Origin of the sequence: Streptomyces sp. B6B3, from assembly GCF_039871525.1 — a bacterium.
Lineage (GTDB): Bacteria > Actinomycetota > Actinomycetes > Streptomycetales > Streptomycetaceae > Streptomyces.
Genome location: NZ_JBDPLU010000011.1, coordinates 85487 through 110382 on the forward strand (window position 1 = coordinate 85487; position 24896 = coordinate 110382).

Consider the following 24896-nt stretch of genomic DNA (forward strand, 5'->3'; position numbering starts at 1 on the left):
AGTGGGCGCTCGGCGTCCGACGGCGCGGGGGCTGGGCGGGCGCCCGCGGAGCCGTACCGGAGCGTGAGCCGGCGTGCGTCGCGGACTGTGGACGCCGGCGGGCCACCCCCGAGCGTGGCAGCCCGCCGCGCAGCGGCATCCGCGTTGGAGTTGGCGCGGCGGCGCACGCTGGGGCTGACCGACTGTCTGCCGGACGAGGAACTCGTCGCGCAGCACTCGCCGTTGATGTCGCCCCTGGTCTGGGACCTGACGCACATAGGCAACCAGGAGGAGATATGGCTGGTGCGCACCGCCGGCCGCCGCCCCGCGCTGCGCCCGGAGCTCGACGAGCTCTACGACGCCTTCCGTAACCCGCGCGCCGACCGCCCCGCGCTGCCGCTGCTGCCCCCGGCGGAGGCGCGCCGCTACCTCGCCACCGTCAGGGAACGCTCCCACCAGGTGCTCGACGCGGCGTCCGACGACCGGCCGCTGCTCGCCGGCGGGTTCGTCTTCGGCATGGTCGCCCAGCACGAACAGCAGCACGACGAGACGATGCTCGCCACCCACCAGCTGCGCCGCGGCCCCGCCGTGCTGGACGCCCCCGACCCGCCGCCGGCACCGGGCGGCGCCCCGCCGCCGCCCGAGGTGCTGGTGCCGGGCGGCCCGTTCACCATGGGCGTCGACGCCCGCACCGACCCGTGGGCGCTGGACAACGAACGCCCCGCGCACCGCGTCGAGGTCCCCGCGTTCTGGCTGGACACCCATCCGGTCAGCAACGCGGCGTTCCAGGAGTTCGTCGCGGACGGCGGCTACCGGGAGCCTCGCTGGTGGACGCCCGAGGGCTGGGCGCACCGGCAGCGCCAGGGCCTGTTCGCCCCGCTGTTCTGGTGGGCGGACGGCGACCGCTGGCTGCGCCGCCGCTTCGGGCGCGTCGAGCCGGTGCCGCCGGAGGAGCCGGTGCTGCACGTGTGCTGGTACGAGGCCGACGCGTACGCCCGCTGGGCCGGCCGGCGGCTGCCCACCGAGGCGGAGTGGGAGAAGGCCGCCCGCCACGACCCGGCCACCGGCCGCTCGCTGCGCCACCCGTGGGGCGACGCCGCGCCGGGCCCCGAGCACGCCAACCTCGACCAGCGCCACCTGCGCCCCGCACCGGTCGGCGGCTATCCGGCGGGCGCGGCGCCGTGCGGGGCGCGGCAGCTGCTGGGGGACGTGTGGGAGTGGACCGCCTCGGACTTCGGCCCCTACCCGGGCTTCGCGGCGTTCCCTTACCGGGAGTACAGCGAGGTCTTCCTGGACCGCGGCTACAAGGTGCTGCGCGGCGGCTCGTTCGGCACCGCGGCCGTCGCCTGCCGCGGCACGTTCCGCAACTGGGACCTCCCCGTCCGGCGGCAGATCTTCGCCGGTTTCCGCACCGCCCGCTCCGCCGAGCCCGACGCCGCGCCGCACCGGGGGCGTTGATGTGCCGTCATCTGGCCTACCTGGGCCCGCCGCGCAGCCTCGCCGAGCTGCTGACGCAGCCGCCGCACGGGCTGCTGGCGCAGTCCTGGCGGCCGCGACTGCAACGCCACGGGACGGTCAACGCCGACGGGTTCGGCATCGGCTGGTACCTCCCCGAGCCGGCGCCCTGCCCCACCCGGCCGGCGCGCTACCGGCGCGCCGTGCCGATCTGGACGGACGCCAACGTGCCCGAACTGGCCCGCGCGATCCACAGCCGCGCCGTGCTGGCGGCGGTCAGGTCGGCCACCCCGGGATGCGGCCACGAGGAGGCCGCCGCCGCGCCCTACGCGCTCGGCCGCTGGCTGTTCAGCCACAACGGCGCCGTCGGCGACTGGCGGCAACTGCCCGCCGACGCCGGCATGCCGCTGGAACCGGACGAACTGCTCGGCGTGGAGGCGCACTGCGACTCCGCGCTGCTCTGGCTGCTGATCAGCCGCCGGCTGTCGGCCGGCGAGCCGCCGGCCGACGCGCTGGCCGCCGTGGTCCGCGCCACCGCCGCGGTGCGCCCCGACGCCCGGCTCACCCTGCTGCTCACCGACGGGCGGACCATCGCCGCCGTCCGCCACGGCGACAGCCTCTGGCACCGGGCCGCGCCCGGCGAGGTGCTGGTCGCCTCCGAGCCCACCGACGGCGACGACGGCTGGCGCGAGGTGCCCGACGGCTCGCTGCTGCTGGCCGCGCCGGGCGCGGCTCGGATCCTGCCGCTCGGGGACCCCGCCGGGGCGGGACGAGAGGAAGGCACGTCATGAGTGGTCACTGCTCCCATCGGTTCGCCCCCCGCGACCGCCACCTGCCCACCCACCCGCCCGGCGCCGTGACCGGCCGCCGGCCGGGCCGCGACCGGCCGCGCTTCACCCTGGACCGGCGGCTGCCCGAGGGCGCGCTGGCCGCGTCGCTGCGCGCGGACGTCCGGGCCGGGCTGACCACCCGGCCCAAGACGCTGCCCCCGAAGTGGTTCTACGACGCGCAGGGCAGCCGCCTGTTCGATCGGATCACCCGGCTGCCCGAGTACTACCCGACCCGGGTGGAACGGCGGCTGCTGGCCGCGCACGCCGCCGAGACCGCCCGGCTGTCCCGGGCCCGCACCCTCGTCGAACTCGGCTCCGGATCCTCGGAGAAGACCCGGGTGCTGCTCGACGCGCTGCTGCACGCCGGCACCCTGGAGCGTTACGCGCCGCTCGACGTGAGCCCCAGCGCGCTGACCGAGGCCGGACGCGCGCTGTGCCGGGAGTACCCGCGGCTGCGGGTCCAGGCGACGGTGACCGACCTGGAGTCGGACCTCGCGCTGCCGGACGGCGACGGGCCGCGCCTGGTGGCGTTCCTCGGCAGCACCCTGGGCAACCTGACCGCCCCGCAGCGCGACGCGTTCTACGCCGCGCTGCGCCGCTCCCTCACCGCGGGCGACACCCTGCTGATCGGCGTCGACCTGGTCAAGGAGCCGGCCGTGCTGCTGCGCGCCTACGACGACGCCGAGGGCGTCACCGCCGAGTTCAACAGGAACGTCCTGCGGGTGATGAACCGTGAACTCGGCGCGGACTTCGCGCCGGACGCGTACGAGCACCGGGCGGTCTGGGACGACCACGAGGAGCGGATCGAGATGCGGCTGCGCTCCCGCACCGCGCAGACCGTCAAGTTCCCCTCGCTCGACCTGAGCGTGGACTTCGCCGCCGGCGAGGAGCTGCGCACCGAGATCTCGGTGAAGTTCCGCCAGGAGCGGCTCACCGCCGAACTGGCCCGCGCCGGGCTCACGGTGCGGCGCTGGTGGACCGACCGCCCCGCGCACCGCTCCCTGCCGGACCGTGGCAGCGCTCACCAGGCGCCGCGTTTCGCGCTGCTGCTCGTGGTCCCCACATTGTGAGACCGTCACGCCCGAAATCTGCTGCGAAGCCGCCGTTTTACGCTCTTACCTGACACCGCGGCGGTCATTAGGCTCAAGGAGCATGACGGACGTCGATCCGAACCAGCCGCCGGACCTCCATGCCGACACGCATCCGAGCCGGTACTTCCAGGAGCGGCTGCTCGACGACCCCACCGACGCCGACGCCTGGCAGGGGTTGCACATCAGCTACGCCGACATGGCCGCCGAATGGCGCGAGTTCACGGACGCTCAGACCGGCTACGCCGGATCCGTGCGCGCCGGGCTCCGGCACGCGGAGCCGGCCGAGTGGGCGGTCGAGATCTGCTGCGGCACCGGGGAGGCCACCCCGCACCTCGTCGCGGCCGTGCCGCGGGTGCTGTCCTGCGACCTGAACCTGCCGATGCTGACCCGCCACGCCCCGGTCCCCGGGGTGCTGTGGTTCGCCGCCGACGTCCGCCAACTCCCCCTGGGAACCGGCACGGTGCCGTTGATCGTCTCCCTGAACGGGGTGTTCAACCCCAGCGAGATCGCGCGGGTGCTCAGGCCCGGCGGCCAGGTGCTGTGGTGCACGTCGTTCCGCGAGGGCACCCCGCTGTACGTCCACCCGGACCGCATCCACCGGATGCTGGGCGAGGCGCGGAGCGGGGAGTGGTCGGCCAAGGGCGAGGCGGTCGGACACGGCGAGTGGAGCCTGTTCACCGCGCCCTGACGGCCTGTTCGGCGGCTGCCGGCTGAGCGTCTCCGCGGTCCCACCACGACGGCCGGTGCCCCCGGCCGCCTCGATCACGTGGAGGACCTCGTGCAGGCAGTGCTCGTCGCGCCGTTTCTCATGCGCTTCCGGCTGGGCGCACGCACCTTCGGCGGCGAGGTCGGCACCCGCCTGCGCGCGGCGGTCCGGGAGGCGTTGCCGGACTTCGACGTGCAGGACACCGAGCCCGACTCGCCGATGCTCTTCGACTACCACGTGTCCACCGGCGGCTCCCGGCTCAGCGGCGAGAAGACCGTCGGCACCGTGACGATCGGGAACGCCGGCGAATGGTGGATCCGCTTCGACCCCAGCGGCATGTGCAGCATGATGCGCACCGTCGACGTCGACAACCGGGACGGCCTGCACCAACGCGAGCGCGAGCTCGTCACCCTGCTCAACCCGCACGTGCGGCGGTGGGTCGACGCGATATCGGCCACGATGCTCAGCAGCGGACTGGTGGACGCGGCCGGGCCCGACACCATGGAGCAGGGCATGCTGCTGTGGTGGCACCGGGTGCTGATCAACCCGCCGCAGGACGAGGAGCCGGCCGCCACCCGCACCTACGGGGTGCAGAAGAAGATCCACGACAACGCCTGGCTGCGCTTCGGCGACGGCTTCACCTCGCTGATCAACCTGCCGCCGCACCGGCTCGGCGACGTGCTGATAGGCGTCATCACGGCCACCGACGACTGGATCGCGGTGGACGAGGCGAACCGGCTGATCTCCGCCCGGCTGCGCCGGCTCGACGCCACCCGCTGGCACGAGGTCGAGGACGTGGACAACGAGTTCCAGGCGTCGCTGAAGCTGGGCAAGGACCTGGCGCTGCGCGACATGGTCCGCCTGGAGGAGAGCCGCTATCTGGTCAACGCCAGCGGCGTGGTGCGGGCCGCCGCCGAGGAGTGCTGGAAGATGGACCGGGAACGAGCCGCGGTGGAGACCCAGCTGCAGACCCTCCGGGACAGCCTGGACGTGCACCGCACGATCATCCAGGGGCAGCGCGACGAGCGGCGGAACGACATGCTCACCGTCGTCACGCTGGCCGCGCTCTTCCAGGCCGTGCTGGTCTGGTACGACTTCGCGCACGAGAGCGACAACGCGCTCGGCCCCGCGCTGCGGCTGACCGTCGCCGGGATCACCCTGGTCCTCACGGGAATCTTCGTGACCACCACCCTGATCGGCGGCCGGCGCCGTCGCCGGCCCCGCTAGTTCCCGTCCGACGGGTCGGCTGGCCGGTATCCGTCGACGCCGGATAACCAGGAGGGAACAGTCTTCCGGCGCTCTCCCGCGGGCCGTTCCGTCACGGTAGGTTTCAGCCATGGCACGTGGACGTCACCGGAACTCCGCGCTGCACCGGGTGCTGCTTCCGGCCTGCCTGGGCGGCGCGGCGCTGGCGTGTGCGGGGGCGACCTGGCTGGTCGGTGACCTGCCGGGGGACGGGGAGACCCTCGTACTGCGCGGCCTGGCAGCTGGCCCGGCGCTGGCCGCGGTCGTCGGCGCGGTGCTGCTGCGCCGCTGGGACATCGCAGCGGGCCTGCGGGTCGCCCGGGAGCGGGCCGCCAAGGCCAGCCTGAACTGGCGGGTCGAGCAGCGCCAGGCGGAGCTGGAGAACGCCCAGGAGCGGCTGTCCGGCCTCGAGGACAAGATCGCCGGCAAGCGCGCCGACCTGGAAGGGCTGCGCACCGAGCACGCCGCGCTGCTGCGCCGGTACGCCACGGCGGAGAGCGAGCGGGCCAAGGCCCTGGAGGGCCGGCGGCAGCTGGCCCTGGAGGCCGCGGCGCCCACCAAGGCGCTGCCCGCGCGGGCCACCGACCACCGCACCTCGGGCGGGGCACCCACCCGGCTGACGTACACGCAGGCGCACGAGGCGCTCAACAAGCTGTCGCGCAGCCTGGCGCGCCAGCGCGAGGCGGCCGAGGCCGCGGACGCGGAGGCGACCGCGGCGGCGGGTGACGCCGTACGGGGCGACACCGCGGACGAGGGCGCCGGCAGGGACCAGATCGGGGAGGCGCAGTCCGCGCGGCCACGGTCGGGCCCGCCGCCCGTGCAGCGGACCGGCGGCGGCTTCGACTTCTTCGGCACGAAGTCCCCGCACCGCGCGCTCCAGCAGGCCCCCCGGCCGCAGGGCGCGCGCCCGCAGCCGCCCGCACCCCGCCCGCAGGCCACCCCTCCGGCACCGGCACCGCGCCCCCAGGCCAAGGAACCGGAACGCGGCTGACCCCGCGTCCCGGGCCGTGCCCGGGGGCGGGGGGTGACTCTCCTAACGGGCCAGGATCAGGCTCATGGCCTCGGCGCGGGTGGCCGCGTCGCGGAGTTGGCCGCGCACGGCGGAGGTGGTGGTCTTCGCGCCGGGCTTGCGCACCCCGCGCATCGTCATGCACATGTGCTCGCACTCCACCACCACGATCACGCCGCGCGGTTCCAGGATGCGCATCAGCGAGTCGGCGATCTGGGTGGTCAGCCGCTCCTGCACCTGCGGCCGGCGGGCGAACACGTCCACGAGTCTGGCCAGCTTCGACAGCCCGGTGATCTTGCCGGAGGCCGCCGGGATGTACCCGACATGGGCGTGTCCGACGAAGGGCACCAGATGGTGCTCGCAGCTGCTGAGCACCTCGATGTCCTTCACCAGCACCATCTCGTCGTGCCCGAGGTCGAAGGTGGTGGTCAGCACGTCCTCCGGGCGTTGCCACAGCCCCGCGAAGATCTCCCGGTAGGCCCGCGCCACCCGGGCCGGCGTGTCCCGCAGGCCCTCGCGGTCCGGATCCTCGCCGACCGCGATCAGCAACTCCCTGATCGCGTTCTCCGCGCGCTTCTCGTCGAACTCGCCCACCGGTCCGTGCACGCCGCCCGGCGTCCCCTGCGTCATGCGAACCTCGTCCCTTCGTACACATGTGCGCGCCCCTCACGATAGAACGTGAGGGGCGCGGGGGGCATTCCGTCCGGCCTGTGGTCAGCCCTCGGCGGGGCCGCCGCCCGGTCGGTGCTCCTCCATCGGCTCCAGCGGCGGCGTGGGCGCGACCTCCGGGGTGCTGCCGTTCGCCAGGCTCAGCTCCTTGGTCGGGAACGACACCGGCGGACGGGTGGAGGGGGTACGGCGCGCCGAGCCGGTCCAGGCCGGGCGCGGCGGGCGCTTGACCACCGGGGCGAAGACCTCGGCCAGCTCCTCCTTGTTCAGCGTCTCCTTCTCCAGGAGCGCCAGCACGAGGTTGTCGAGCACGTCCCGGTTCTCCACCAGGATCTCCCACGCCTCGTTGTGCGCGGTCTCGATGAGCTTCTTGACCTCCTCGTCGACCAGCCCCGCGACCTCCTCGGAGTAGTCGCGCTGGTGGCCCATCTCCTTGCCCAGGAAGGGCTCGGAGTTGTCGGAGCCGAACTTGATCGCGCCGAGACGCTCCGTCATGCCGTACTGGGTGACCATCGAGCGGGCCGTGGACGTGGCCTTGTCGATGTCGTCACCCGCGCCGGTCGTCGGGTCGTGGAAGACGAGCTCCTCGGCCGCCCGGCCGCCCATCATGTACACCAGCCGGTCGAGCATCTCGTTCCGCGTGGTGGAGTACTTGTCCTCCTCGGGCAGCACCATGGTGTAGCCCAGGGCACGGCCGCGGGAGAGGATCGTGACCTTGTGCACCGGATCGCTGTTCGGCGAGGCGGCCGCGACCAGGGCGTGCCCGCCCTCGTGGTACGCGGTGATCATCTTCTCCTTGTCGCTCATGATCCGCGTGCGCTTCTGCGGACCCGCGACGACCCGGTCGATGGCCTCGTCGAGGAACTTGTTGTCGATCAGCTTCGCGTTGCCGCGGGCCGCGAGCAGCGCCGCCTCGTTCAGCACGTTGCTGAGGTCGGCGCCGGTGAAGCCCGGGGTGCGGCGAGCCACCGCGGACAGGTCCACGTCGGGGGCGACGGGCTTGCCCTTCTGGTGCACCTTGAGGATCTCCAGCCGGCCCTGCATGTCGGGCCGGTCCACCGCGACCTGCCGGTCGAAGCGTCCTGGCCGCAGCAGCGCCGGGTCCAGGATGTCCGGCCGGTTGGTGGCGGCGATCAGGATGACGCCGCCCTTGACGTCGAAGCCGTCCATCTCGACGAGCAGCTGGTTCAGCGTCTGCTCGCGCTCGTCGTGGCCGCCGCCCATACCGGCGCCGCGGTGCCGACCGACGGCGTCGATCTCGTCCACGAAGACGATGGCCGGCGCGTTGGCCTTGGCCTGCTCGAACAGGTCGCGGACCCGGGAGGCGCCGACGCCGACGAACATCTCGACGAAGTCGGAGCCGGAGATCGAGTAGAACGGCACGCCGGCCTCGCCCGCGACCGCGCGGGCCAGCAGGGTCTTGCCGGTCCCGGGCGGGCCGTAGAGCAGCACGCCCTTGGGGATCTTCGCGCCCACGGCCTGGAACTTCGCGGGCTCCTGGAGGAACTCCTTGATCTCCTGGAGCTCCTCGACGGCCTCGTCGGAGCCGGCCACGTCGTCGAAGGTCGTCTTGGGGGTGTCCTTGGTGATGAGCTTGGCCTTGGACTTGCCGAAGTTCATCACGCGGGAGCCGCCGCCCTGCATCTGGTTCATCAGGAACAGGAAGACGATGATGATCAGCAGGAACGGCAGAATCGTCAGCAGCATCCCGACGAACGGGTTCTGCGACTTCGGCGAGACGGTGTACCCGTCCGGCAGCTGGTCGTCCTGGAACTTCTGCTGGAGCACCTGGGCGAGATCCTCGCCCTGGCCGTCGATGTAGTTGGCCTGGACCTTGTTGCTGCCCTCGACCTCCTGGCCGTTACGGAGCTCGACCTTGATCGTCTGCTCGTCGCCGGTGGTGAGCTCGGCGGACCTGACCTGGTTGCGGCTGATCGCCTGAACGACCTCGCCGGTGTCGACCTTCTTGTAGCCCTCGGACGAGCTGAACACCTGCATCAGCAGAATCACGGCGAGGACGGCCAGCACGATCCACATCACTGGCCCACGGAAGTAGCGCTTCACGTCCATCCATACGGGGCGGCGCGACCCCGTCCCTCCTGCCACGTTTCAGGCACAGCCCCCGGCTGGGATCCGCTGTGCGCGAGGTGTCCTATGTCGGCCGATCTGCGCCCGGCCTGCTGACCTCATGACCGCCACGCTGACAGTCATGACGGCTCTTCCGCGACGGTACCCCAGCATCGCCGTGCGGCGCTGCTGGGCGTCGGGAACCGCCGGCGTTCCCCTTGTCCAACGGTAAAGCACCCCGTGGTGTTCCCGCGCGGGCGGCTACCCCCGGTAGACGTGAGGCGCGAGGGTGCCGATGAAGGGCAGGTTCCGGTAGCGCTCGGCGTAGTCGAGGCCGTATCCGACGACGAACTCGTTGGGGATGTCGAAACCGACCCACTCGACGTCGATGGCCACCTTGGCCGCGTCCGGCTTGCGGAGCAGGGTGCAGACCCGGAGCGAGGCCGGCTCCCGGGACCCGAGGTTGGACAGCAACCAGGACAGGGTGAGTCCCGAGTCGATGATGTCCTCCACGATCAGCACGTGCCGACCCTGGATGTCCGTGTCCAGATCCTTGAGGATCCGCACCACGCCGGAGGACTGGGTGCCGGCGCCGTAGGACGACACCGCCATCCAGTCCATGGTGAGTGGGGCGGACAGCGCCCTGGCCAGGTCGGCCATGATCATGACCGCGCCCTTGAGCACGCCCACGAGCAGCAGTTCCTTGTCCGCGTACGCCTCGTCGATCTTGGCGGCCAACTCCGCGACCCTGGCGTCGATCTCTTCTCTGGTGATGAGTACCGACTCCAGGTCGGCCCCCAGATCCTTCTCTCGCACCCGCGCTGACTCTCTACTGGCTGGCTCGCTGCAGCACCAGTCTGCCACCCTGCCTCCGCGCCTCGACGCGGCCCGGCAGATTCAGCGGGCGCTGGCCGCGCCAGGCCGTGATCAGGCGGTCGGTTTCCTCGATGTGCCGGGCGAAGAGCGAGCCGGCGGGGGCGCCCGCGGCGATGGCCGCGAGCCGCAGCACGCGCCGGCGCACGGCGGGAGGTAGGTCGTGCAGCGCGGCGATGTCCAGCGTGCCGTCGGCGCCGGAGGCGGCGCCCAGCGCGTGCCTGGCCCAGTCGTCGAGCGCGTCCGCGTCGTCCCTGGACAGCCGGGCGGTGCGGGCCAGCGCCTCGACGACGCCGCGCCCCAGCGCCTTCTCCAGAACGGGCAGCGCCTCGTGTCGCACCCGGGAGCGGGTGTAGGAGGGGTCGGCGTTATGCGGGTCGTCCCAGACCGGCAGGGACTGCACGAGGCAGCCCTTGCGGGTGGTCTGCCGGTCGATGGCGAGGAACGGCCGGCGGTACCTGGGCACGGCGCGGTCGTCGTCCGGCCGGACGGCCGGGACGCCGCGGGAGCCGCCCCGCTGCTCGGCGGGGTCGGTGGGGCCGGCGGGGCCGGTGTCGTGCTGGCCGGCATGCCCGATACCGCCGAAGGCCTCGGGCATGCCGGCCAGTGAGCGGGTGCCCGAGCCGCGGGCGAGGCCCAGCAGCACCGTCTCCGCCTGGTCGTCCCTGGTGTGGCCGAGCAGCACCGACACGGCGCCGTGCCGCTCGGCGGCGGCGTCGAGCGCCGCGTACCGCGCGCTGCGGGCGGCGGCCTCCGGGCCGCCGCCGCGGCCGACGGTGACCGCGACCGCCTCCACCGGGTCCAGGCCCAGGCTCGTCAGCCGCTCGGCGACCTCGGCGGCGCGGGCCGCGGAGCCCGGCTGCAGGCCGTGGTCGACGGTGATCGCTCCGGCGCGCACGCCGTGGCGCGGCGCCTCGAAGGCGAGAGCGGAGGCCAGGGCCATCGAGTCCGCGCCCCCCGAACAGGCCACGAGCACCAGGGGGGCGGTGGCGGGGACGGGGGCGAGCCGCGGGGCCGCGACGGGAGCGGGGGGCGCGCCGGGGGCGCCGGAGAACGAGGAGATGCGGGCATCGAGCCGGCGGAGGTCGGCGAGGACGTCGTGCAGAGTGCGGCGGACCGCCAGGCGTATTGCCGCGACCGCGGGGTGGGGACCCATATCCGAATCACTTCTCTCTCGGGTCGTTCGAAGGCTTCGGCCGGAGACCTGTCACGCAGGGTGCGTAAATGGTGACAGAGGCGCGCCGTAACCCGAGCATCGCACGCCAGATATGCGACCACGCTCCCTCGTACGGGTGATATTGCGGGTGTTTGCGTCCTAACCACCCGCCCCGCGGGCGAGGATGCGCGGCCGCCGAGCTACGAGAGCGTCCCCGGTCGCACCCGTGCGACCCACGCCTCGGGTTTGGTGATCTCCTCCTTGGTGGGCAGCGTGTTCGGGGAGGTCCACACCCTGTTGAAGCCGTCCATCCCCGATCCCTCGACCACCGTGCGCACGAAGCGCTCGCCCTCCCGGTACTGGCGGAGCTTCGCGTCCAGACCCAACAGGCGGCGCAGCGCCCGGTCCAGCCGGCCGGCGCCGGTCTGCCGCCGCCGGGTGAACTTCTCCCGGATCTCCGCCACCGTGGGCACCACGTCCGGGCCCACGCCGTCCATCACGAAGTCCGCGTGCCCCTCCAGCAGCGACATCACCGCCGTGAGCCGATCCAGGATCTCCCGCTGCCGGGGCGTCTGCACCAGGTCGACGATGCCCCGGCCGCCCGCTCCACCGCCGTCCGCGTCCTCCGCGCCGCCCTCGTCGTGGCCGCGCCCGGTCATCGTCTGCGCCGCCTGGCGCAGCCGCTCCACGAAGGTCGCCGGGTCGACGTCCGCCTCCCGCAGGAACGCGTGGATCTCGCCCTCCAGATGGTCCCTGAGCCAGGGCACGGCGGTGAACTGGGTGCGGTGGGTCTCCTCGTGCAGGCACACCCAGAGCCGGAAGTCGTGCGGCTCGACGTCCAGCTCGCGCTCCACGTGCACGATGTTCGGCGCGACCAGCAGCAGCCGGCCGCCGGTGCGGCCGCCGTCCGGCGCCGGGGCGGCCGGCAGTCCCGGGCTGGGCGGGGCGAACGTCTCGTACTGGCCGAGGACGCGGGAGGACAGGAACGACAGCAGCATGCCGACCTCGACGCCGGTGACCTTGCTGCCGACCATGCTGAGCGCGGTGCCGCCCGGCATGCTGGCGCGCCGCTCGCGCATCCGGCCGAGCAGCGGCTGCAGCACCTCGCGGAAGCCGGCGACGTTGGCCCTGACCCAGCCGGGACGGTCCACCACCAGCACCGGGGTGTCGGCGCCGCCGGTGTCGAGCCCGGTGAAATCGCGAACGTGCCGCTCGGAGGTGGCCGCGTGGCGGCGCAGCTCCGCGACGACCGCGCGGGCCTCGTCGCGGCTCACCTCGGGCCCCGGGCGGGCGATACGGGTCGCCGTGGACACCGCGAGATTCCAGTCCACCAGGTCGGTCGCGCCGAGACTCGTCATGCCGTCAACGGTACGGCTCCGGAGCGCGGAGCGTTAGTGACACCGAACGCCGCGGGTCGGTGGGGCCGCCGCGAAGGGCCGTGCCTTCGCCTCGGTCAGTGGTGGGGGGCAGCGGGGAGTCAGCGGCAGGAACAGCTGGCCAGGGTCGCGGCGGCCGCGTCCAGCGCGGCCTGCGCGTCGAAGGCGTTGACGGTGTCGTTGGCGAGGAAGGCGAAGGCCAGCACCCGGCCGTCCGGCGTGATGGCGGTGCCGGCCAACGTGTTCACCCCGGTCAGGGTGCCCGTCTTCGCCCTGACCAGCCCGGCGCCCGCCCCGGCCGGCGTTCCGCTGTCCGGGTCGTAGCGGTCGGCCAGGGTGCCGGTGAAGCCGGCCACCGGGAGCCCGGTCAGCGCGGAGCGGAGCTCGGGCCGGTCGGGCTCGGCGGCCAGGGCCAGGGTCTCGGTGAGCAGCTCGGCGGTGAGCCGGCCCTCCCGGTCCAGGCCGCTGCCGTCGGTGACCCGCAGGCCGTCGCGGGGGAGGCCCAGGGCCCTGAGGCCGTCGTCGACCGCCCGGGCGAGGCCCCGGAAGTCGCCCCGCTCCCCGGCCGCGATGGCGGCGTGCCGGCCGAGCGCCTCGGCCAGGTCGTTGTCGCTGTGCGTCAGCATCTCCTCGACCAGCGTGGACAGCGGGGCGGACCGGTGCACCGCGAGCTGCTCGGCGTCCTCCGCGGCCCGGCCCGCGGTCGGCCCGTCCGTGACCCGCACCCCGGCGTCCCGCAGATAGCCGGCGAACGCGTCGGCGGCGTCGGGTGCCGGGTCCGTGGCGCGCGGCGCGGGGCCGGACTCGCTGTCGTCGAGGCGGCCGGTGTCGACCATGAGCGGGGTGATCAGCGCGATGTTCTCGTTCACCCCGATCGGATGCCGCTCCTCCGGGTAGAGCGAGATGTCGTAGCCGAGCCGCACCCGGTCGGTGCCCGCCGCCCGCAGCGCCTCGGCGGTGCGCTCGGCCAGCGCCCGCAGGTCGTCGGAGCGGAGTGTGGTGTCGCCGCCGCCGACCAGGGTGAGCAGGCCGCGCTCCTGGTCCCAGACGACGGGGGTCTGCAGGCGGTGGTCGGGGCCCAGGCTGTCCAGGGCGACCGCCGCGGTGACCAGCTTGATGGTGGAGGCGGGGGTCATCGCGCTGGCGGCGCCGTCGGCGAAGAGCGGGGTGCCGGTGGCGACGTCGACCACGGAGCCGGTGGCCCCGGGGCCCAGCGCGGCGTCGTCGAGCACGGGTTCGAGGGCGTCGGCCAGCGCGGCCTCGCTGGGCATCGGCTGCCGCCCGGTGTCGCCCGGGTCGAGCGGGGAGAGCACCAGGCCGGCCGTCGGCAGCGTCCCGGCCTCCGCGACCTCCTCCGCCTCCCCCTCGTCGGCGTCGTCGGCGCCGTCGGCGCCGTCCGGGTCGGCCTCCACGCGGGCCAGGTCGCCGGCCACCGCGGAGTCCCGCTCGGCCGCCCGTTGGCCGGCGTCCCACGGTCCGACGAGGGCGACGAGCAGGGCGGCGAGCGCCAGTCCCACCGTCGCCGAACCGGCCACCAGACGACCCGTGGGCGTCGCGCCGTGCCGCCGCAGCCATCCGGTCAGCCGCCGGGACTCCCGGGTCAGCACCTCGACCGCCCTCACCGCCCTGCGCACGCTACGACCAGCCCCTTTCGCGAGCACACACCGCCGTGAGGGACACTTAACCACCTGTCGCGTGCACAGAGCAGTTAAAAGGCTAAGGAGTACCCCCCGTGGAGTTCGACGTCACCATCGAGATCCCGAAGGGCTCGCGGAACAAGTACGAGGTGGACCACGAGTCCGGCCGCATCCGGCTGGACCGCCACCTGTTCACCTCGACCGTCTATCCGGCCGACTACGGCTTCGTGGACGGCACCCTGGGCGAGGACGGTGACCCGCTGGACGCGCTGGTGCTGTTGGACGAGCCGACGTTCCCGGGCTGTCTGATCCGGTGCCGGGCCATCGGGATGTTCCGGATGACGGACGAGGCGGGCGGCGACGACAAGCTGCTGTGCGTGCCGGCGTCCGACCCCCGGATGGAGCACCTGCGCGACATCCACCACGTCAGCGAGTTCGACCGGCTGGAGATCCAGCACTTCTTCGAGGTGTACAAGGACCTGGAGCCCGGCAAGTCCGTGGAGGGCGCCAACTGGGCCGGACGGCTGGACGCCGAGGCCGAGATCGAGGCGTCGTTCAAGCGGGCCGTGGAGGCCGGCGAAAGCCACTAGCCCCCTGCCGACAGACCCCTGCCGCGTGGCGGCGTCCCGGTGACGCCGCCAGGAGAGTGACTGTCGGTCCCGTCTGCTTCGATGGCTCCGGACAGGTGAGCCTTCGGGAGGGGACGGTATGCCGGCCGACCAGCAGGAACCGCGTACGACCGCCGCGGACCGTCACGACGTGATCGAGGTCCGCGGCGCCCGCGAGAACAATCTGCGGGACGTCTCGCTCGACATCCCCAAGCGCCGCCTGTCGGTCTTCACCGGCGTCTCGGGCTCCGGCAAGTCGTCGCTGGTCTTCGGCACCATAGCCGCCGAGTCCCAGCGGCTGATCAACGAGACGTACACCGCGTTCATCCAGTCGTTCATGCCGAGCCTGGGGCGCCCGGACGCCGACGGGCTGCGCAACCTGAGCGCCGCCATCGTCGTCGACCAGGAGCGGATGGGGGCGAACTCCCGCTCCACGGTCGGCACCGCGACCGACGCGTACACGATGCTGCGGATCGTCTACAGCCGGCTGGGCACCCCGCACATCGGGACGTCGACGCACTTCAGCTTCAACAGCGCCGAGGGCATGTGCCCGCGCTGCGAGGGGCTGGGCCAGGTGTCGGAGATCGACATCGACCAGTTGGTGGACCGGGATCGCTCGCTGAACGAGGGCGCCATCACGGTGCCCAACTTCACCGTCGGATCGTGGTACTGGCAGGTCATGGCGGAGTCCGGGCTCTTCGACCGGGACCGGAAGCTCGCGGACTACTCGCCGCAGGAGTGGCAGGACTTCCTGCACAAGCCGCTCACCAAGATCAAGATGGGCTCGCACAACATCAGTTACGAGGGGCTGGTGGTCAAGGTCCAGCGGCTGTACCTGGCCAAGGACCCGGAGGCCATGCAGAAGCACATCCGGGCCTTCGTGGACCGCGCCGTGGTGTTCGCCGAATGCCCCGACTGCGGCGGCAGCCGGCTGAGCCGGGCCGCGCTCTCCGTCACCATCGACGGCGTCACCATCGCCCAGTGCTCGTCGATGCAGATCAGCGACCTGGCCGCGTTCCTCGCCGGCATCGACGACGCCTCGGTGGCGCCGCTGCTGGCCAGCCTGCGCCAGCTGCTCGACTCACTGGTGGAGATCGGCCTGGGGTACCTCAGCCTGGACCGCACCTCCGTGTCGCTGTCCGGCGGCGAGGCGCAGCGCGTGAAGATGGTGCGCCACCTGGGTTCCAGCCTCTCCGACGTGACGTACGTCTTCGACGAGCCCACCATCGGGCTGCACCCGCACGACATCCGCCGGATGAACGACCTGCTGCTCCGGCTCCGCGACAAGGGCAACACGGTGCTCGTCGTGGAGCACAAGCCCGAGGTGATAGCGATGGCCGACCACGTCGTGGACCTCGGCCCAGGAGCCGGCTCCGAGGGCGGCACGGTGTGCTACGCGGGCGACGTGGCGGGGCTGCGCGAGTCCGGCACCCTGACCGGGCGGTACCTGGCGCACCGGGCGCGGCTGCGGGAGACGGTGCGGACGCCCACCGGGCAGCTGGCCGTCAGGGGCGCCGACCTGCACAACCTGCGGGACGTCGACGTGGACATCCCGCTCGGCGTGCTGACCGCGATCACCGGCGTGGCGGGGTCCGGCAAGAGCTCCCTGGTGCACGGCTACCTCGCGGGGCGGCCCGGTGTGGTGGTCGCCGACCAGTCACCGATCCGCGGCTCGCGCCGCTCCAACCCGGCGACCTACACCGGCCTGCTGAACCCGATCCGCACCGCCTTCGCCAAGGCCAACGGCGTCAAGGCGGCGCTGTTCAGCGCGAACTCCGAGGGCGCCTGCCCGAAGTGCAACGGCATCGGCCTGGTGTACACGGACCTGGCGATGATGGCCGGCGTCGCCTCGGTCTGCGAGGAGTGCGAGGGCAAGCGGTTCACGCCCGAGGTGCTGACGTACACCCTGCGCGGGCGGAACATCAGCGAGGTGCTCGGCATGTCGGTGGCCGAGGCGCACGAGTTCTTCGTCGACGGCCAGGCGCGGGCCATCCTGGGCCGGCTCGCCGACGTGGGCCTGGGCTACCTGCGGCTCGGCCAGCCGCTGAACACGCTCTCCGGCGGCGAGCGGCAGCGCCTGAAGCTCGCGATCCACATGTCGGAGAAGTCCGCGACGTACGTCCTGGACGAGCCGACCACCGGCCTGCACATGGCCGACATCGACCGGCTGCTGGCGCTGCTGGACCGGCTGGTCGACGCGGGGAACTCGGTGATCGTCATCGAGCACCACCAGGCGGTGATGGCGCACGCCGACTGGCTCGTCGACCTGGGTCCCGGCGGCGGCCACGACGGCGGGCGGGTGGTGTTCACCGGCACCCCGGCCGACCTGGTGGCGCACGGCGACACCCTCACCGGCCAGCATCTGCGGGAGTACGTCGGCCGGGAGCACGTCGGCTAGCCGAGCTGGACCCGGTCCAGGTCGCCCTCCATGAACCCGGCGGCCACGGTGCGCGGGATCTCGGCCATGGCCAGCGCGGCCGGGGTCGGTGTCCGGTTCTTCGGGCGGGCCAGCAGGATGCGCCGGACCGGGGCGGGCACGTCCGAGCCGAAGCGCATCAGCCGCACGTCGTTGCGCCGGTTGGTGAGCGCCAGCCTGGGCGCGATGGCGATGCCGAGGCCCGCGGCGACCATGGCCTGCGCCTCCTGGTAGTCGTGCGACTCGTAGGCGATCCGCGGCTCGAACCCGGCCAGCCGGCAGCTGCGCCGCAGCACGTCGGCGACCGGATGGTTGTCGGCGCGGATGATCCAGTGCTGCTCGGCGAGCGAGCTCAGCCTGGTCTCGGGCTGGTCCAGGAACGTGGAGGTGGCCGGGACGACGAGCACGGTGGGGTCGTTGAGCAGGTGGGTCACGGCGAGCGAGTCGTCCGTGACCCGGTTCCACCGGTAGTCCCAGAGCAGCGCCAGCTCGACCTCGCCGGTGTGCAGCATGTCGAGCAGCCGCGCGAGCATGGCCGAGGTGACCTCGGCCTGGGTTCCCGGATGGGCGCCGCGTTCTCGCCGGTCGCGGTCTCCGGGGCGCTCGTGCTCGACATGGTCGAGGACACCCGGATCTCGGTGTCGGCCCCCGCGCTGTTCTTCGCCAGCTTCGGCTTCAGCCTGCTGCTGTCCCTGATCACCTTCGCGCTCCTGCACCGGCGCGCCGGCAGCCGCGTGCTCGCCGCCCGGCCTGAGGGCTCGTCGAACCAGGAGCCCGCCGCGGCCGACGCGGACGGCGCGTCCGACGCGGACCGCGATGAGCGCGGCGTGACGTGGCGGCAGGGGCTGACCCTGTGCGCGCTGGTGGTCCTCGTCGTCGGGGCGCTGGTCTTCGAGCTGGAGATCGGCTTCCTCGCGCTGGCCGCGGGCGCGGCGCTGGCGATCTCCACGACGATCGTGGACGTGTCGCCGTTCTCCACCAACGGCGCGCTGGTGCTCAGCAACGCCCGGGGCGTGAGTCGGGAGCGGTTCTACCGCCAGGTCGTGAGCTACACCGTCGGGATCGTCGGCATCGGCCCGGTGCTCGCCTGGGGCGCGCTGGTCATCGTGCCGTGGGCCCTCTAGAACCCGCGGGTGCGCTTCGCGCCGCGGCGGCCGATCGCGGTGAACGGGGTGGTCTCGTCCGGGGTCTTGATGAAGAGCCGGGCCACCTCGCCGCCGAGGTTCACCCCGATCGCGATCGCGAGGGCCAGGGTGACCGCCCTGAGCATGTAGTCGAGCCCGACGTCCACGCTGCCCTGGGCGAAGCCGAGGAGGCCGAGGTACACCGCGCTACCGGGCAGCAGCGGCCCGATGGCCGCGGTGACGTAGGGCAGCGACGAGGTGAACTGGTACCGCGACTGGAGCTGCCCGAAGAGACCGACCATGCCGGCCCCCACGGCGGTCGCGGCGAACGGCGAGAGCCCGGCCGTGTCGTGCATCGCGCCGTACACCACCCAGGCGACGCCGCCGTTCAGCGTGGCCGGGATCACCGTCCGCTTCTCCTGCTGGAGCAGCACACAGAAGGCGAGGGACAGCAGCAGCGCGGCGCCCAGCTGGGTGGCCGGGCGGGTGACGCTGATCAGCACCTCGGGTTCGAGCGTGACGTCCGAGGTCTCGCCGACATAGAGCACGGCCAGCACGCCGCAGGTGATGCCGACGCTGAGGTAGATCACCTCCAGCAGGCGGGCCGAGGCGGTGAGGTAGTACCCGGTGAGACCGTCGTGCACGCCGGCCACCAGCGCCCGCCCGGGGATCAGCGCGAAGAGCCCGCCGGTGATCATGGCCGCGGCCTGCACCTCGCCCTCGCCCGAACGATGCACCGCCGCCCAGGCGACCCCGACCAGGGCCGGCGCCATCGCGAAGGCGACGAACTGGTAGAACTCCGGCAGCGCCCGGCTGGCCGCCAGCCACGCCAACCGGTCGCCGAGCATGGCGCCGAGCGCGGCCAGCAGGAACACCCACCAGTCGCCGCCGACCAGCACGCTGGCCGATCCGGACAGCAGCCCGCTGGCGAAGGTGAGCTGCCACTTCGAGTACGGGTGACGGTTGCGCCGGATGGTGGCCAGCCGACCGTACGCCTCCTCCAGGGTCACCTCGCCCGAGGTGATGTCGTCGACCAGCCGGAAGACGGCGGCGAGCCGGGTGTAGTCGGTGCCCCGGCGGCGCACCGTGCGGCTGAGCGAGACCGGCGGGTCGACCAGGGACGGCTGGTAGGTGACCGAGATCAGCGTGAAGGTGACCGTGCCCTCGCAGCGGTCCAGGCCGTAGGCGTGGGTCACGCCGAACATGGCCGCCTCGACGTCCTCGGCGCCCTCGCCGCCGGCCAGCAGCAGCTCGCCGATGCGCAGCGTCAGGTCGAGGACGCGCGGCACCGGCGGGGCCGTCTCCTCCTCCCCCGCGCCGCCGGACGACCGGCGCTCGGGCGCCGGCCGCTCGGCCAGCGGCAACCGCACCATCGCCCGCATGCGGTCCTGCCAGGGCGTGCCCCGGGAGAACCGCGGCACGCCATGGGCCGGGGTGAAGTCGCCGGTGAGCTCCCCGGCCGCCGGGCCGGTCGACGCGCCGGGGAAGTCGCCGGTGAAGTCGCCGGTGAAGTCGGAGTGCGGCTCGGCTGGCGGGAGCAGCTCCACCCCCTCCGGGACGGCGAACTCCGAGGTCGGGTGCTCGTCGGCGGGCGCCGTCGGGAGCGTCACCCCCTGGGGGAGCGTGAAGCCCGAACTGGATCCCGTCGTCTCGACGTCCCGCTCCCGGTCCTCCGGCTCCTCGCCACGGGGTCCCTTCCTCTCCCCGGCCACCTCCGTACCGCCCCGCTCCCTGCTCGTCTCGTCGGCGCTGTCGACTCCGCTCGTTCGTCCCGACCGCGTCTCGGCCGCATCCCGACCGGATGCCTACCGGGAGGTAGTCGTCCCTGCTGTGCAGGATAGGCCGCGAGCCTTGAGCTCGCCGCACGGCCCGGGACCGTCGCCGCCGAGCCAGCGGCTAGGCGTCCCGGGCCCGCAGGACCGCATACCCACCCAGGGCGCCGGCCAACGCCCAGAGCAGCAGGACCACCGCGGCCCGACCCGCGCCGTACGGCTCGGAGCCCTGCTCCATCAGCACCGTCCCGGCGTCCCCCGGGAGATACTCCACGGCGGTCCGCAGCCACTGGGGCCCGGCGCCCCGCAACAGCTGGGGCACCGCGAGCAGCAACATCAGCAGGCTGGTGATCGCCCCGGCGGCGCTGCGCAGCATCGCCCCGATGCCGATCGTCAGCACCGACAGCGCGGCGAGATATCCGGCGACGCCGAGCGCCGTGGCCAGCAGGTCTCCTCCGGAGTACCTGCCGTACTCCCCCATGAACGGCGCGGCCGAGACGGTGCCGAGGACGGCCAACAACAGGCCGGTCAGGGCGATCGCGGCCGTGGTCACCAGCGTCTTGCTGGCGAGCATCCGGCCCCGCTGCGGCACGCCCCGCAGCGTCGTGGCGATGGTGCCGTGGGCGTACTCGCTGGTGACGGCCAGGGTGGCGAGCACCACGAGGCCCAGCTGGGCGATCGATATCGCGCCGGCGGCGCTGTGCGGCGCGGGCTGGGCGGCCTCGTACCCGTTCTCCTCGCTCGCCTTGACCGACATGCCGATGACCACCGAGGCGGCCACCGTCAGCACGGTCGCGGCCACCAGACTCCACCAGGTGGCCCGGACGCTGCGCAGCTTCACCCACTCGAAGGCGACGGCACCCCTCAGCTCCACGATGCCCCTCATATCCGGTCACGCTCCCCGTACTCGATGCTCTCCGTGGTCAGCTCCATGTACGCCTGCTCCAGCGACGCCTGGCGCAGGCTCAGCCCGTGCACCGCGATGCCGTGCCGGAACGCCAGCTCGCCGATCTCGGCCGGCGTGCCGCCGACCACCACCAGGCCCTCGGGACCGCCCGGTGCCGCTCCCGACTCCCGCTCGACGGTCATGCCGGCCCGCTCCAGCAGCCCCGCGAGCTCGGCCCATCCCGGGGAGCGGACCACCACCGCGTTGTGCGCGCTGCCGGCGATCACCTCGCCGATTGGGGCGTCGGCGATCAGCCGGCCCCGGCCGATCACCACCAGATGGTCGGCGGTGTCCTCCATCTCGCTCATCAGATGGCTGGAGAGGAAGACCGTGCGGCCCTCGGCGGCCAGCGAGCGGACCAGGCCGCGGACCCAGCGGACGCCGTCCGGGTCCAGGCCGTTCACCGGCTCGTCGAACAGCAGCACCGGGGGATCGCCGAGCAGCGCGCCCGCGATGCCGAGCCGCTGCCGCATGCCGAGCGAGAACGTGCCGACCCGGCGGCCCGCGACGGCTTCCAGACCCACCCGGTCGAGCAGCTCCGCGACTCGCCGGACCGGAATGCCGTTGCTCCTGGCCAGGCCGAGCAGATGGGCGCGGGCCGACCGGCCCGGATGCGCGTCCCGGGTGTCGAGCAGCGCGCCAACCTCGCGCAGCGGGTGGCGCAGCGCCGCATACTGCCGGCCACCGACCAGGGCGCTGCCCGCGGTGGGCGCGTCCAGCCCGGTGATCAGGCGCATCGTCGTCGACTTGCCCGCGCCGTTGGGCCCGAGGAAGCCCGTGACCCGGCCGGGCTCGATGTCCAGGGTGAGGCCGGCGACCGCCGTCTTCTCACCGCGTCGTCCGTACCTCTTCGTGAGGTCACGCAGAGTGATCATGGCAGACCACAGTAGGCGCGGTGCCCGTTCCGGACACCTGCCGAAAGGAAGGAGTCCGGCCCTCGGATTCCCAACTTTCGTCAGTGTCGGGACGCCGGCGGCGGTTGCTAGCGTGCCCGATATGAGCGCCGTTGTGAGCCGAGTGGGGGTGTGGTCCCGGATGTGGCGAAGCCTGCGGTCGAGCCTGCGGGCACCGCTGTGGTCACGGCTGTGGTCCCGGCTGCGGTCCCGGCTGCGGTGGGAGCTGCGGCGGAGTGACGGGGCGCTGCTGCTGGGCCTGGTCGTCGTGGTGCTGCTCGACGACGCCACCAGCGTGCCCGTCTCGGTGGGGCTGCTGGTGGTCGTCGCGGTGGGCCTGGCGGCGAGCCGGACGACACCGGCGGTTTCGCTGGCCCTCGCGTCCTCGCTCGGCGCCGGTGTGTATGTCGAGGGCCTCGGGGCGGCCGGGCCGCTGAGCGGGGCGGTGGCGCTGAGCTTCCTGGCCGGGCGCCGGATGGCGCGGATCCGGCAGGCGCAGTACGCCTTCGCGGCGGTGACGCTCGCCGGCCTGGCGGTGACCGCCCTGCTCGGCGAGCTGAACCTCTGGGTGAGCCTGGTGATGTTCCAGTTCGCCACCGCCCTGCTGCCCTGGTGGGTGGGCAGCTGGTGGCGCCAGCGCGGGGAGCTGAGCCGGGCCGAGGCGGAGCGCATCGAGCAGGCCCGGCTGCGCGAACGGGCCCGTATCGCGCGGGACATGCACGACTCGCTGGGACACGAGCTGAGCCTGATGGCCCTGGTGGCGGGGGGTCTGGAGCTGGCCCCCGGGCTCGCCGCGGAGCACCAGGCCACCGCCGCCCGGCTGCGCGCCGGGGCGGTCTCGGCGACCGAGCGGCTGCACGAGATCATCGGGCTGCTCGGCACCCCGTCGGAGCCGGGCGGGGAGAGGAGCGAGGAGGCGACGTCGGACGCCGACATACCCGGGCTGGTGGAGCGGGCCCGCCGCTCCGGAATGCGGGTGACGCTGGAGCAGTCGGGCGCCCCGGTCCCGGAGGGCGCGGGCGAGCACGCGGCGCGGCGCGTCGTGCAGGAGTCGCTGACGAACGCCGTGAAGCACGCGCCGGGCGCCGAGGTGGCGGTCCGGGTGGTCAGGGAGGCTCAGGAGACCCTCGTCAGCGTGGCGAACGGCCCGAGCCCCGGCGGCCGGGCGTTGGGCGGCGGCAGCGGCACCGGCAGCGGCACCGGGCTGATCAGCCTCGACGAGCGGGTCCGGCTGGCGGGTGGTTCGCTGCGGGCCGAGGCGCGCGAGGCCGACGGCGGCTTCGAGGTGACGGCGCGGCTCCCCCGAGTCCCGGCCGAGGCGGCGCCGGTCGGGAGGCCGCCGAAGGAGCGGGAGCAGCGCGCGCTGTTGCGGCTCTCGGCGCTGCCGCTGCTGGTGGCCGGGTCGCTGCTGGCCTTCCTGATCGGCTCCTACGTCTACACGGTGCACACCACCGCGCTGGAGCACGGGGCCTTCGACGGGCTGCGGATCGGCGCGCCCCGGGACGAGGTCGCGGAGGTGCTGCCCTCGCACGCGGTGGACGAGCCCCCGCCGGTGCTGGCCGAGCCGCCGGCGCCGGACGGCGCGGAGTGCGCGTACTACCGCGCCGGCACCCACCTCCTCGACCTGTCGGGCACCATGTACCGGCTCTGCTTCGCGGACGGCGTGCTGGTGGCCAAGGACGTTCTGCGGGCGGTGGAGGGATCGTGACCGAGCTTCGGGTGCTGGTGGCCGACGACGAGGCGATGGTCCGGGCGGGCATCCGCTCGATCCTGACCACCGACGCCGGTATCCGGGTGGTCGCCGAGGCGTCCGACGGCCGGTCGGCCGTGGAGGCGACCCGCCGGCACCGGCCCGACGTGGCCCTGCTCGACATCCGGATGCCGGGGGTCGACGGACTGACGGCGCTGGGTGAGCTGCGCACCGCCGCGCCCGACACCGCGGTCGTCATGCTCACCACCTTCGGCGAGGACGGGTACATCGCCCGAGCGCTGGAGCTGGGCGCCTCCGGCTTCCTGCTCAAGGCGTCGGATCCGCGGGAGCTGATAGCGGGGGTCCGCGCGGTCGCGGAGGGCGGGGCCTGCCTGTCCCCCCGGGTCGCCCGCCGAGTCATCACCGGCCTCCGCCCCGGCTCCGCCACGACGGCGCGCTCCCGTGAGCTGGTGGCCCTGCTCACCGAGCGCGAGCGGGAGGTGCTGGCGCTGATCGGCTCCGGTCTGTCCAACGCGGAGATCGGCCGGCGCCTGCACCTGGTGGAGGGCACGGTCAAGAGCTACGTCAGCGCCATCCTCACCCGTCTGGGCGTCAGGAACCGCGTGCAGGCCGCGATCATCGCCTACGAGGCCGACCTGGTCACCGGCCGCGACGCGCCCGGCTGAGGACGGCGCCCCGGGCGGCCCGGGTGCCCGCCCCGGCCACCAGGGGGGTCAGGCGGAGGCGTCGCGTCGGCCGAGGGTGGCGGCCGCCACGGCCGGGAGGAGTGCGAGGTCCCGGTCAGGAGATCAGTCCCGGTCAGGAGATCAGGAGGTCTGCCGGTCCGGCGGGTCCGCCGAGGGGCGCAGCAGGTGGGCGAAGGCGTCGAGGTTGCGGGTGGACTCGCCGCGGGCGGTGCGCCAGGCGTGTTCCCTGCGGATCGCGGTGGCGAAGCCCATCTCCAGCAGCGTGTTGAACGAGCCGTCCGCCGCCTCCAGGACCGCGCCGAGCACCCGGTCGAGCTCGTCGGCGGTGACCGCGGCCAGCGGCAGCCGGCCCACGAGGTAGACGTCGCCCAGCCGGTCGAGGGCGAAGGCCACCCCGTACAGCCGGGTGTTCCGCTCCAGCAGCCAGCGGTGGATCGCCTCGTGGTTCTCGTCGGGGTGGCGCACCACAAAGGCGTTGACGGACAACGAGTGCCGGCCGACCACGAGCGAACAGGTGGTGGACAGCTTGCGGGTCCCCGGCAGCGTCACCACGTAGCGCCCGTCGCCCGGGCTCTCCCACTCGGCGCCCGAGGCGCGCAGGCTCTCCTCGATGATCCGCCGGGACTCCTGCTGAGGCTCCGCCATGC

22 protein-coding genes are annotated in these 24896 nt (G+C 73.4%); 11 read left to right on the forward strand and 11 right to left on the reverse strand.

Features of this window, described 5'->3' with window-relative positions:
* Positions 1-114 precede the first annotated feature (114 nt).
* The 6 genes from egtB (at position 115) to ABGB06_RS22595 (ending at position 6297) form a co-directional block, all read left to right on the forward strand.
* A complete protein-coding gene (egtB, locus tag ABGB06_RS22570) occupies positions 115-1437 on the forward strand; it encodes an ergothioneine biosynthesis protein EgtB (protein WP_347592204.1) in 1323 nt (440 codons plus the stop codon).
* Positions 1437-2225: an ergothioneine biosynthesis protein EgtC gene (gene egtC, locus ABGB06_RS22575; protein ID WP_347592206.1), complete on the forward strand. Its 789-nt coding sequence runs from the start codon at positions 1437-1439 to the stop codon at positions 2223-2225. The genes egtB and egtC overlap by 1 nt, the downstream gene beginning before the upstream one ends.
* On the forward strand, positions 2222-3334 hold the full coding sequence (gene egtD, locus ABGB06_RS22580) for an L-histidine N(alpha)-methyltransferase (RefSeq protein WP_347592208.1): 1113 nt from the start codon (positions 2222-2224) through the stop codon (positions 3332-3334). The genes egtC and egtD overlap by 4 nt, the downstream gene beginning before the upstream one ends.
* An 82-nt stretch (positions 3335-3416) precedes the next feature.
* On the forward strand, positions 3417-4043 hold the full coding sequence (locus ABGB06_RS22585; RefSeq protein WP_347592210.1) for a class I SAM-dependent methyltransferase: 627 nt from the start codon (positions 3417-3419) through the stop codon (positions 4041-4043).
* Positions 4044-4133: 90 nt separating this feature from the next.
* Positions 4134-5288, forward strand: coding sequence for a hypothetical protein (locus tag ABGB06_RS22590; protein WP_347592212.1), 1155 nt, complete (start codon positions 4134-4136; stop codon positions 5286-5288).
* A 109-nt stretch (positions 5289-5397) separates the two neighbouring features.
* Entirely contained in the window at positions 5398-6297 is a 900-nt protein-coding gene (locus ABGB06_RS22595; protein WP_347592214.1) for a hypothetical protein, read from the forward strand.
* Between the two features lie 42 nt (positions 6298-6339).
* Here the strand turns inward: ABGB06_RS22595 and folE are convergent, their stop codons facing one another.
* The 6 genes from folE to dacB form a co-directional block, all read right to left on the reverse strand.
* Positions 6340-6945, reverse strand: a complete 606-nt coding sequence (gene folE, locus ABGB06_RS22600; RefSeq protein ID WP_347592216.1) for a GTP cyclohydrolase I FolE — start codon at positions 6943-6945, stop codon at positions 6340-6342.
* Positions 6946-7029: 84 nt separating this feature from the next.
* Entirely contained in the window at positions 7030-9054 is a 2025-nt protein-coding gene (gene ftsH / locus ABGB06_RS22605; RefSeq protein WP_347592218.1) for an ATP-dependent zinc metalloprotease FtsH, read from the reverse strand.
* A gap of 258 nt (positions 9055-9312) precedes the next feature.
* Positions 9313-9867: a hypoxanthine phosphoribosyltransferase gene (hpt, locus tag ABGB06_RS22610; protein WP_347592220.1), complete on the reverse strand. Its 555-nt coding sequence runs from the start codon at positions 9865-9867 to the stop codon at positions 9313-9315.
* 13 nt (positions 9868-9880) lie between these two features.
* Entirely contained in the window at positions 9881-11080 is a 1200-nt protein-coding gene (gene tilS, locus ABGB06_RS22615; RefSeq protein WP_347592222.1) for a tRNA lysidine(34) synthetase TilS, read from the reverse strand.
* Between the two features lie 200 nt (positions 11081-11280).
* On the reverse strand, positions 11281-12438 hold the full coding sequence (locus ABGB06_RS22620; RefSeq protein ID WP_347592224.1) for a zinc-dependent metalloprotease: 1158 nt from the start codon (positions 12436-12438) through the stop codon (positions 11281-11283).
* Positions 12439-12557: 119 nt separating this feature from the next.
* Positions 12558-14090 carry a D-alanyl-D-alanine carboxypeptidase/D-alanyl-D-alanine-endopeptidase gene (dacB, locus tag ABGB06_RS22625; RefSeq protein ID WP_347592226.1) on the reverse strand — a complete coding sequence of 511 codons (1533 nt, stop codon included), beginning with the start codon at positions 14088-14090 and terminating at the stop codon, positions 12558-12560.
* A 98-nt stretch (positions 14091-14188) separates the two neighbouring features.
* On the opposite strand from dacB, the gene ABGB06_RS22630 reads away from it, so the two are divergent.
* Both ABGB06_RS22630 and ABGB06_RS22635 read left to right on the forward strand, forming a co-directional pair.
* A complete protein-coding gene (locus tag ABGB06_RS22630; protein WP_347592228.1) occupies positions 14189-14683 on the forward strand; it encodes an inorganic diphosphatase in 495 nt (164 codons plus the stop codon).
* A gap of 118 nt (positions 14684-14801) precedes the next feature.
* A complete protein-coding gene (locus ABGB06_RS22635; RefSeq protein WP_347592230.1) occupies positions 14802-17099 on the forward strand; it encodes an excinuclease ABC subunit UvrA in 2298 nt (765 codons plus the stop codon).
* On the opposite strand, the gene ABGB06_RS22640 is transcribed toward ABGB06_RS22635, so the two are convergent.
* A complete protein-coding gene (locus ABGB06_RS22640) occupies positions 17096-17650 on the reverse strand; it encodes a LysR substrate-binding domain-containing protein (RefSeq protein ID WP_347592232.1) in 555 nt (184 codons plus the stop codon). The two genes, ABGB06_RS22635 and ABGB06_RS22640, sit on opposite strands and share 4 nt — an antisense overlap.
* Before the next feature lie 30 nt (positions 17651-17680).
* Between ABGB06_RS22640 and ABGB06_RS22645 the strand changes: the two genes are divergently transcribed.
* Positions 17681-18241: a hypothetical protein gene (locus ABGB06_RS22645; RefSeq protein ID WP_347592234.1), complete on the forward strand. Its 561-nt coding sequence runs from the start codon at positions 17681-17683 to the stop codon at positions 18239-18241.
* Here ABGB06_RS22645 and ABGB06_RS22650 read toward each other — a convergent pair.
* The 3 genes from ABGB06_RS22650 to ABGB06_RS22660 form a co-directional block, all read right to left on the reverse strand.
* Complete coding sequence (locus ABGB06_RS22650) at positions 18238-19953, reverse strand: threonine/serine exporter family protein (protein WP_347592236.1); 1716 nt, start codon at positions 19951-19953, stop codon at positions 18238-18240. The two genes, ABGB06_RS22645 and ABGB06_RS22650, sit on opposite strands and share 4 nt — an antisense overlap.
* A 184-nt stretch (positions 19954-20137) precedes the next feature.
* Positions 20138-20899 (reverse strand): ABC transporter, encoded by a 762-nt coding sequence (locus tag ABGB06_RS22655; RefSeq protein WP_347592238.1) that lies wholly within the window; start codon positions 20897-20899, stop codon positions 20138-20140.
* On the reverse strand, positions 20896-21834 hold the full coding sequence (locus tag ABGB06_RS22660) for an ATP-binding cassette domain-containing protein (protein WP_347592240.1): 939 nt from the start codon (positions 21832-21834) through the stop codon (positions 20896-20898). The genes ABGB06_RS22655 and ABGB06_RS22660 overlap by 4 nt, the downstream gene beginning before the upstream one ends.
* Before the next feature lie 121 nt (positions 21835-21955).
* On the opposite strand from ABGB06_RS22660, the gene ABGB06_RS22665 reads away from it, so the two are divergent.
* Positions 21956-23560 (forward strand): histidine kinase, encoded by a 1605-nt coding sequence (locus ABGB06_RS22665; protein WP_347592242.1) that lies wholly within the window; start codon positions 21956-21958, stop codon positions 23558-23560.
* Complete coding sequence (locus ABGB06_RS22670) at positions 23557-24228, forward strand: response regulator transcription factor (RefSeq protein WP_347592245.1); 672 nt, start codon at positions 23557-23559, stop codon at positions 24226-24228. The genes ABGB06_RS22665 and ABGB06_RS22670 overlap by 4 nt, the downstream gene beginning before the upstream one ends.
* Positions 24229-24369: 141 nt before the next feature.
* On the opposite strand, the gene ABGB06_RS22675 is transcribed toward ABGB06_RS22670, so the two are convergent.
* Complete coding sequence (locus ABGB06_RS22675; RefSeq protein ID WP_347592247.1) at positions 24370-24894, reverse strand: YbjN domain-containing protein; 525 nt, start codon at positions 24892-24894, stop codon at positions 24370-24372.
* Positions 24895-24896 lie beyond the last annotated feature (2 nt).

Coding starts and splice junctions, on each gene's coding strand:
- ABGB06_RS22635 (WP_347592230.1), top strand. CDS start 14,802: ATGCCGGCCGACCAGCAGGAACCGCGTACGACCGCCGCGGACCGTCAC.
- ABGB06_RS22640 (WP_347592232.1), bottom strand. CDS start 17,650: ATGCTCGCGCGGCTGCTCGACATGCTGCACACCGGCGAGGTCGAGCTG.
- egtC (WP_347592206.1), top strand. CDS start 1,437: ATGTGCCGTCATCTGGCCTACCTGGGCCCGCCGCGCAGCCTCGCCGAG.
- ABGB06_RS22665 (WP_347592242.1), top strand. CDS start 21,956: ATGAGCGCCGTTGTGAGCCGAGTGGGGGTGTGGTCCCGGATGTGGCGA.
- ABGB06_RS22620 (WP_347592224.1), bottom strand. CDS start 12,438: ATGACGAGTCTCGGCGCGACCGACCTGGTGGACTGGAATCTCGCGGTG.
- ABGB06_RS22585 (WP_347592210.1), top strand. CDS start 3,417: ATGACGGACGTCGATCCGAACCAGCCGCCGGACCTCCATGCCGACACG.
- egtD (WP_347592208.1), top strand. CDS start 2,222: ATGAGTGGTCACTGCTCCCATCGGTTCGCCCCCCGCGACCGCCACCTG.
- ABGB06_RS22595 (WP_347592214.1), top strand. CDS start 5,398: ATGGCACGTGGACGTCACCGGAACTCCGCGCTGCACCGGGTGCTGCTT.
- folE (WP_347592216.1), bottom strand. CDS start 6,945: ATGACGCAGGGGACGCCGGGCGGCGTGCACGGACCGGTGGGCGAGTTC.
- ABGB06_RS22655 (WP_347592238.1), bottom strand. CDS start 20,899: ATGAGGGGCATCGTGGAGCTGAGGGGTGCCGTCGCCTTCGAGTGGGTG.
- tilS (WP_347592222.1), bottom strand. CDS start 11,080: ATGGGTCCCCACCCCGCGGTCGCGGCAATACGCCTGGCGGTCCGCCGC.
- ABGB06_RS22660 (WP_347592240.1), bottom strand. CDS start 21,834: ATGATCACTCTGCGTGACCTCACGAAGAGGTACGGACGACGCGGTGAG.
- ftsH (WP_347592218.1), bottom strand. CDS start 9,054: ATGGACGTGAAGCGCTACTTCCGTGGGCCAGTGATGTGGATCGTGCTG.
- ABGB06_RS22675 (WP_347592247.1), bottom strand. CDS start 24,894: ATGGCGGAGCCTCAGCAGGAGTCCCGGCGGATCATCGAGGAGAGCCTG.
- ABGB06_RS22645 (WP_347592234.1), top strand. CDS start 17,681: ATGGGCGCCGCGTTCTCGCCGGTCGCGGTCTCCGGGGCGCTCGTGCTC.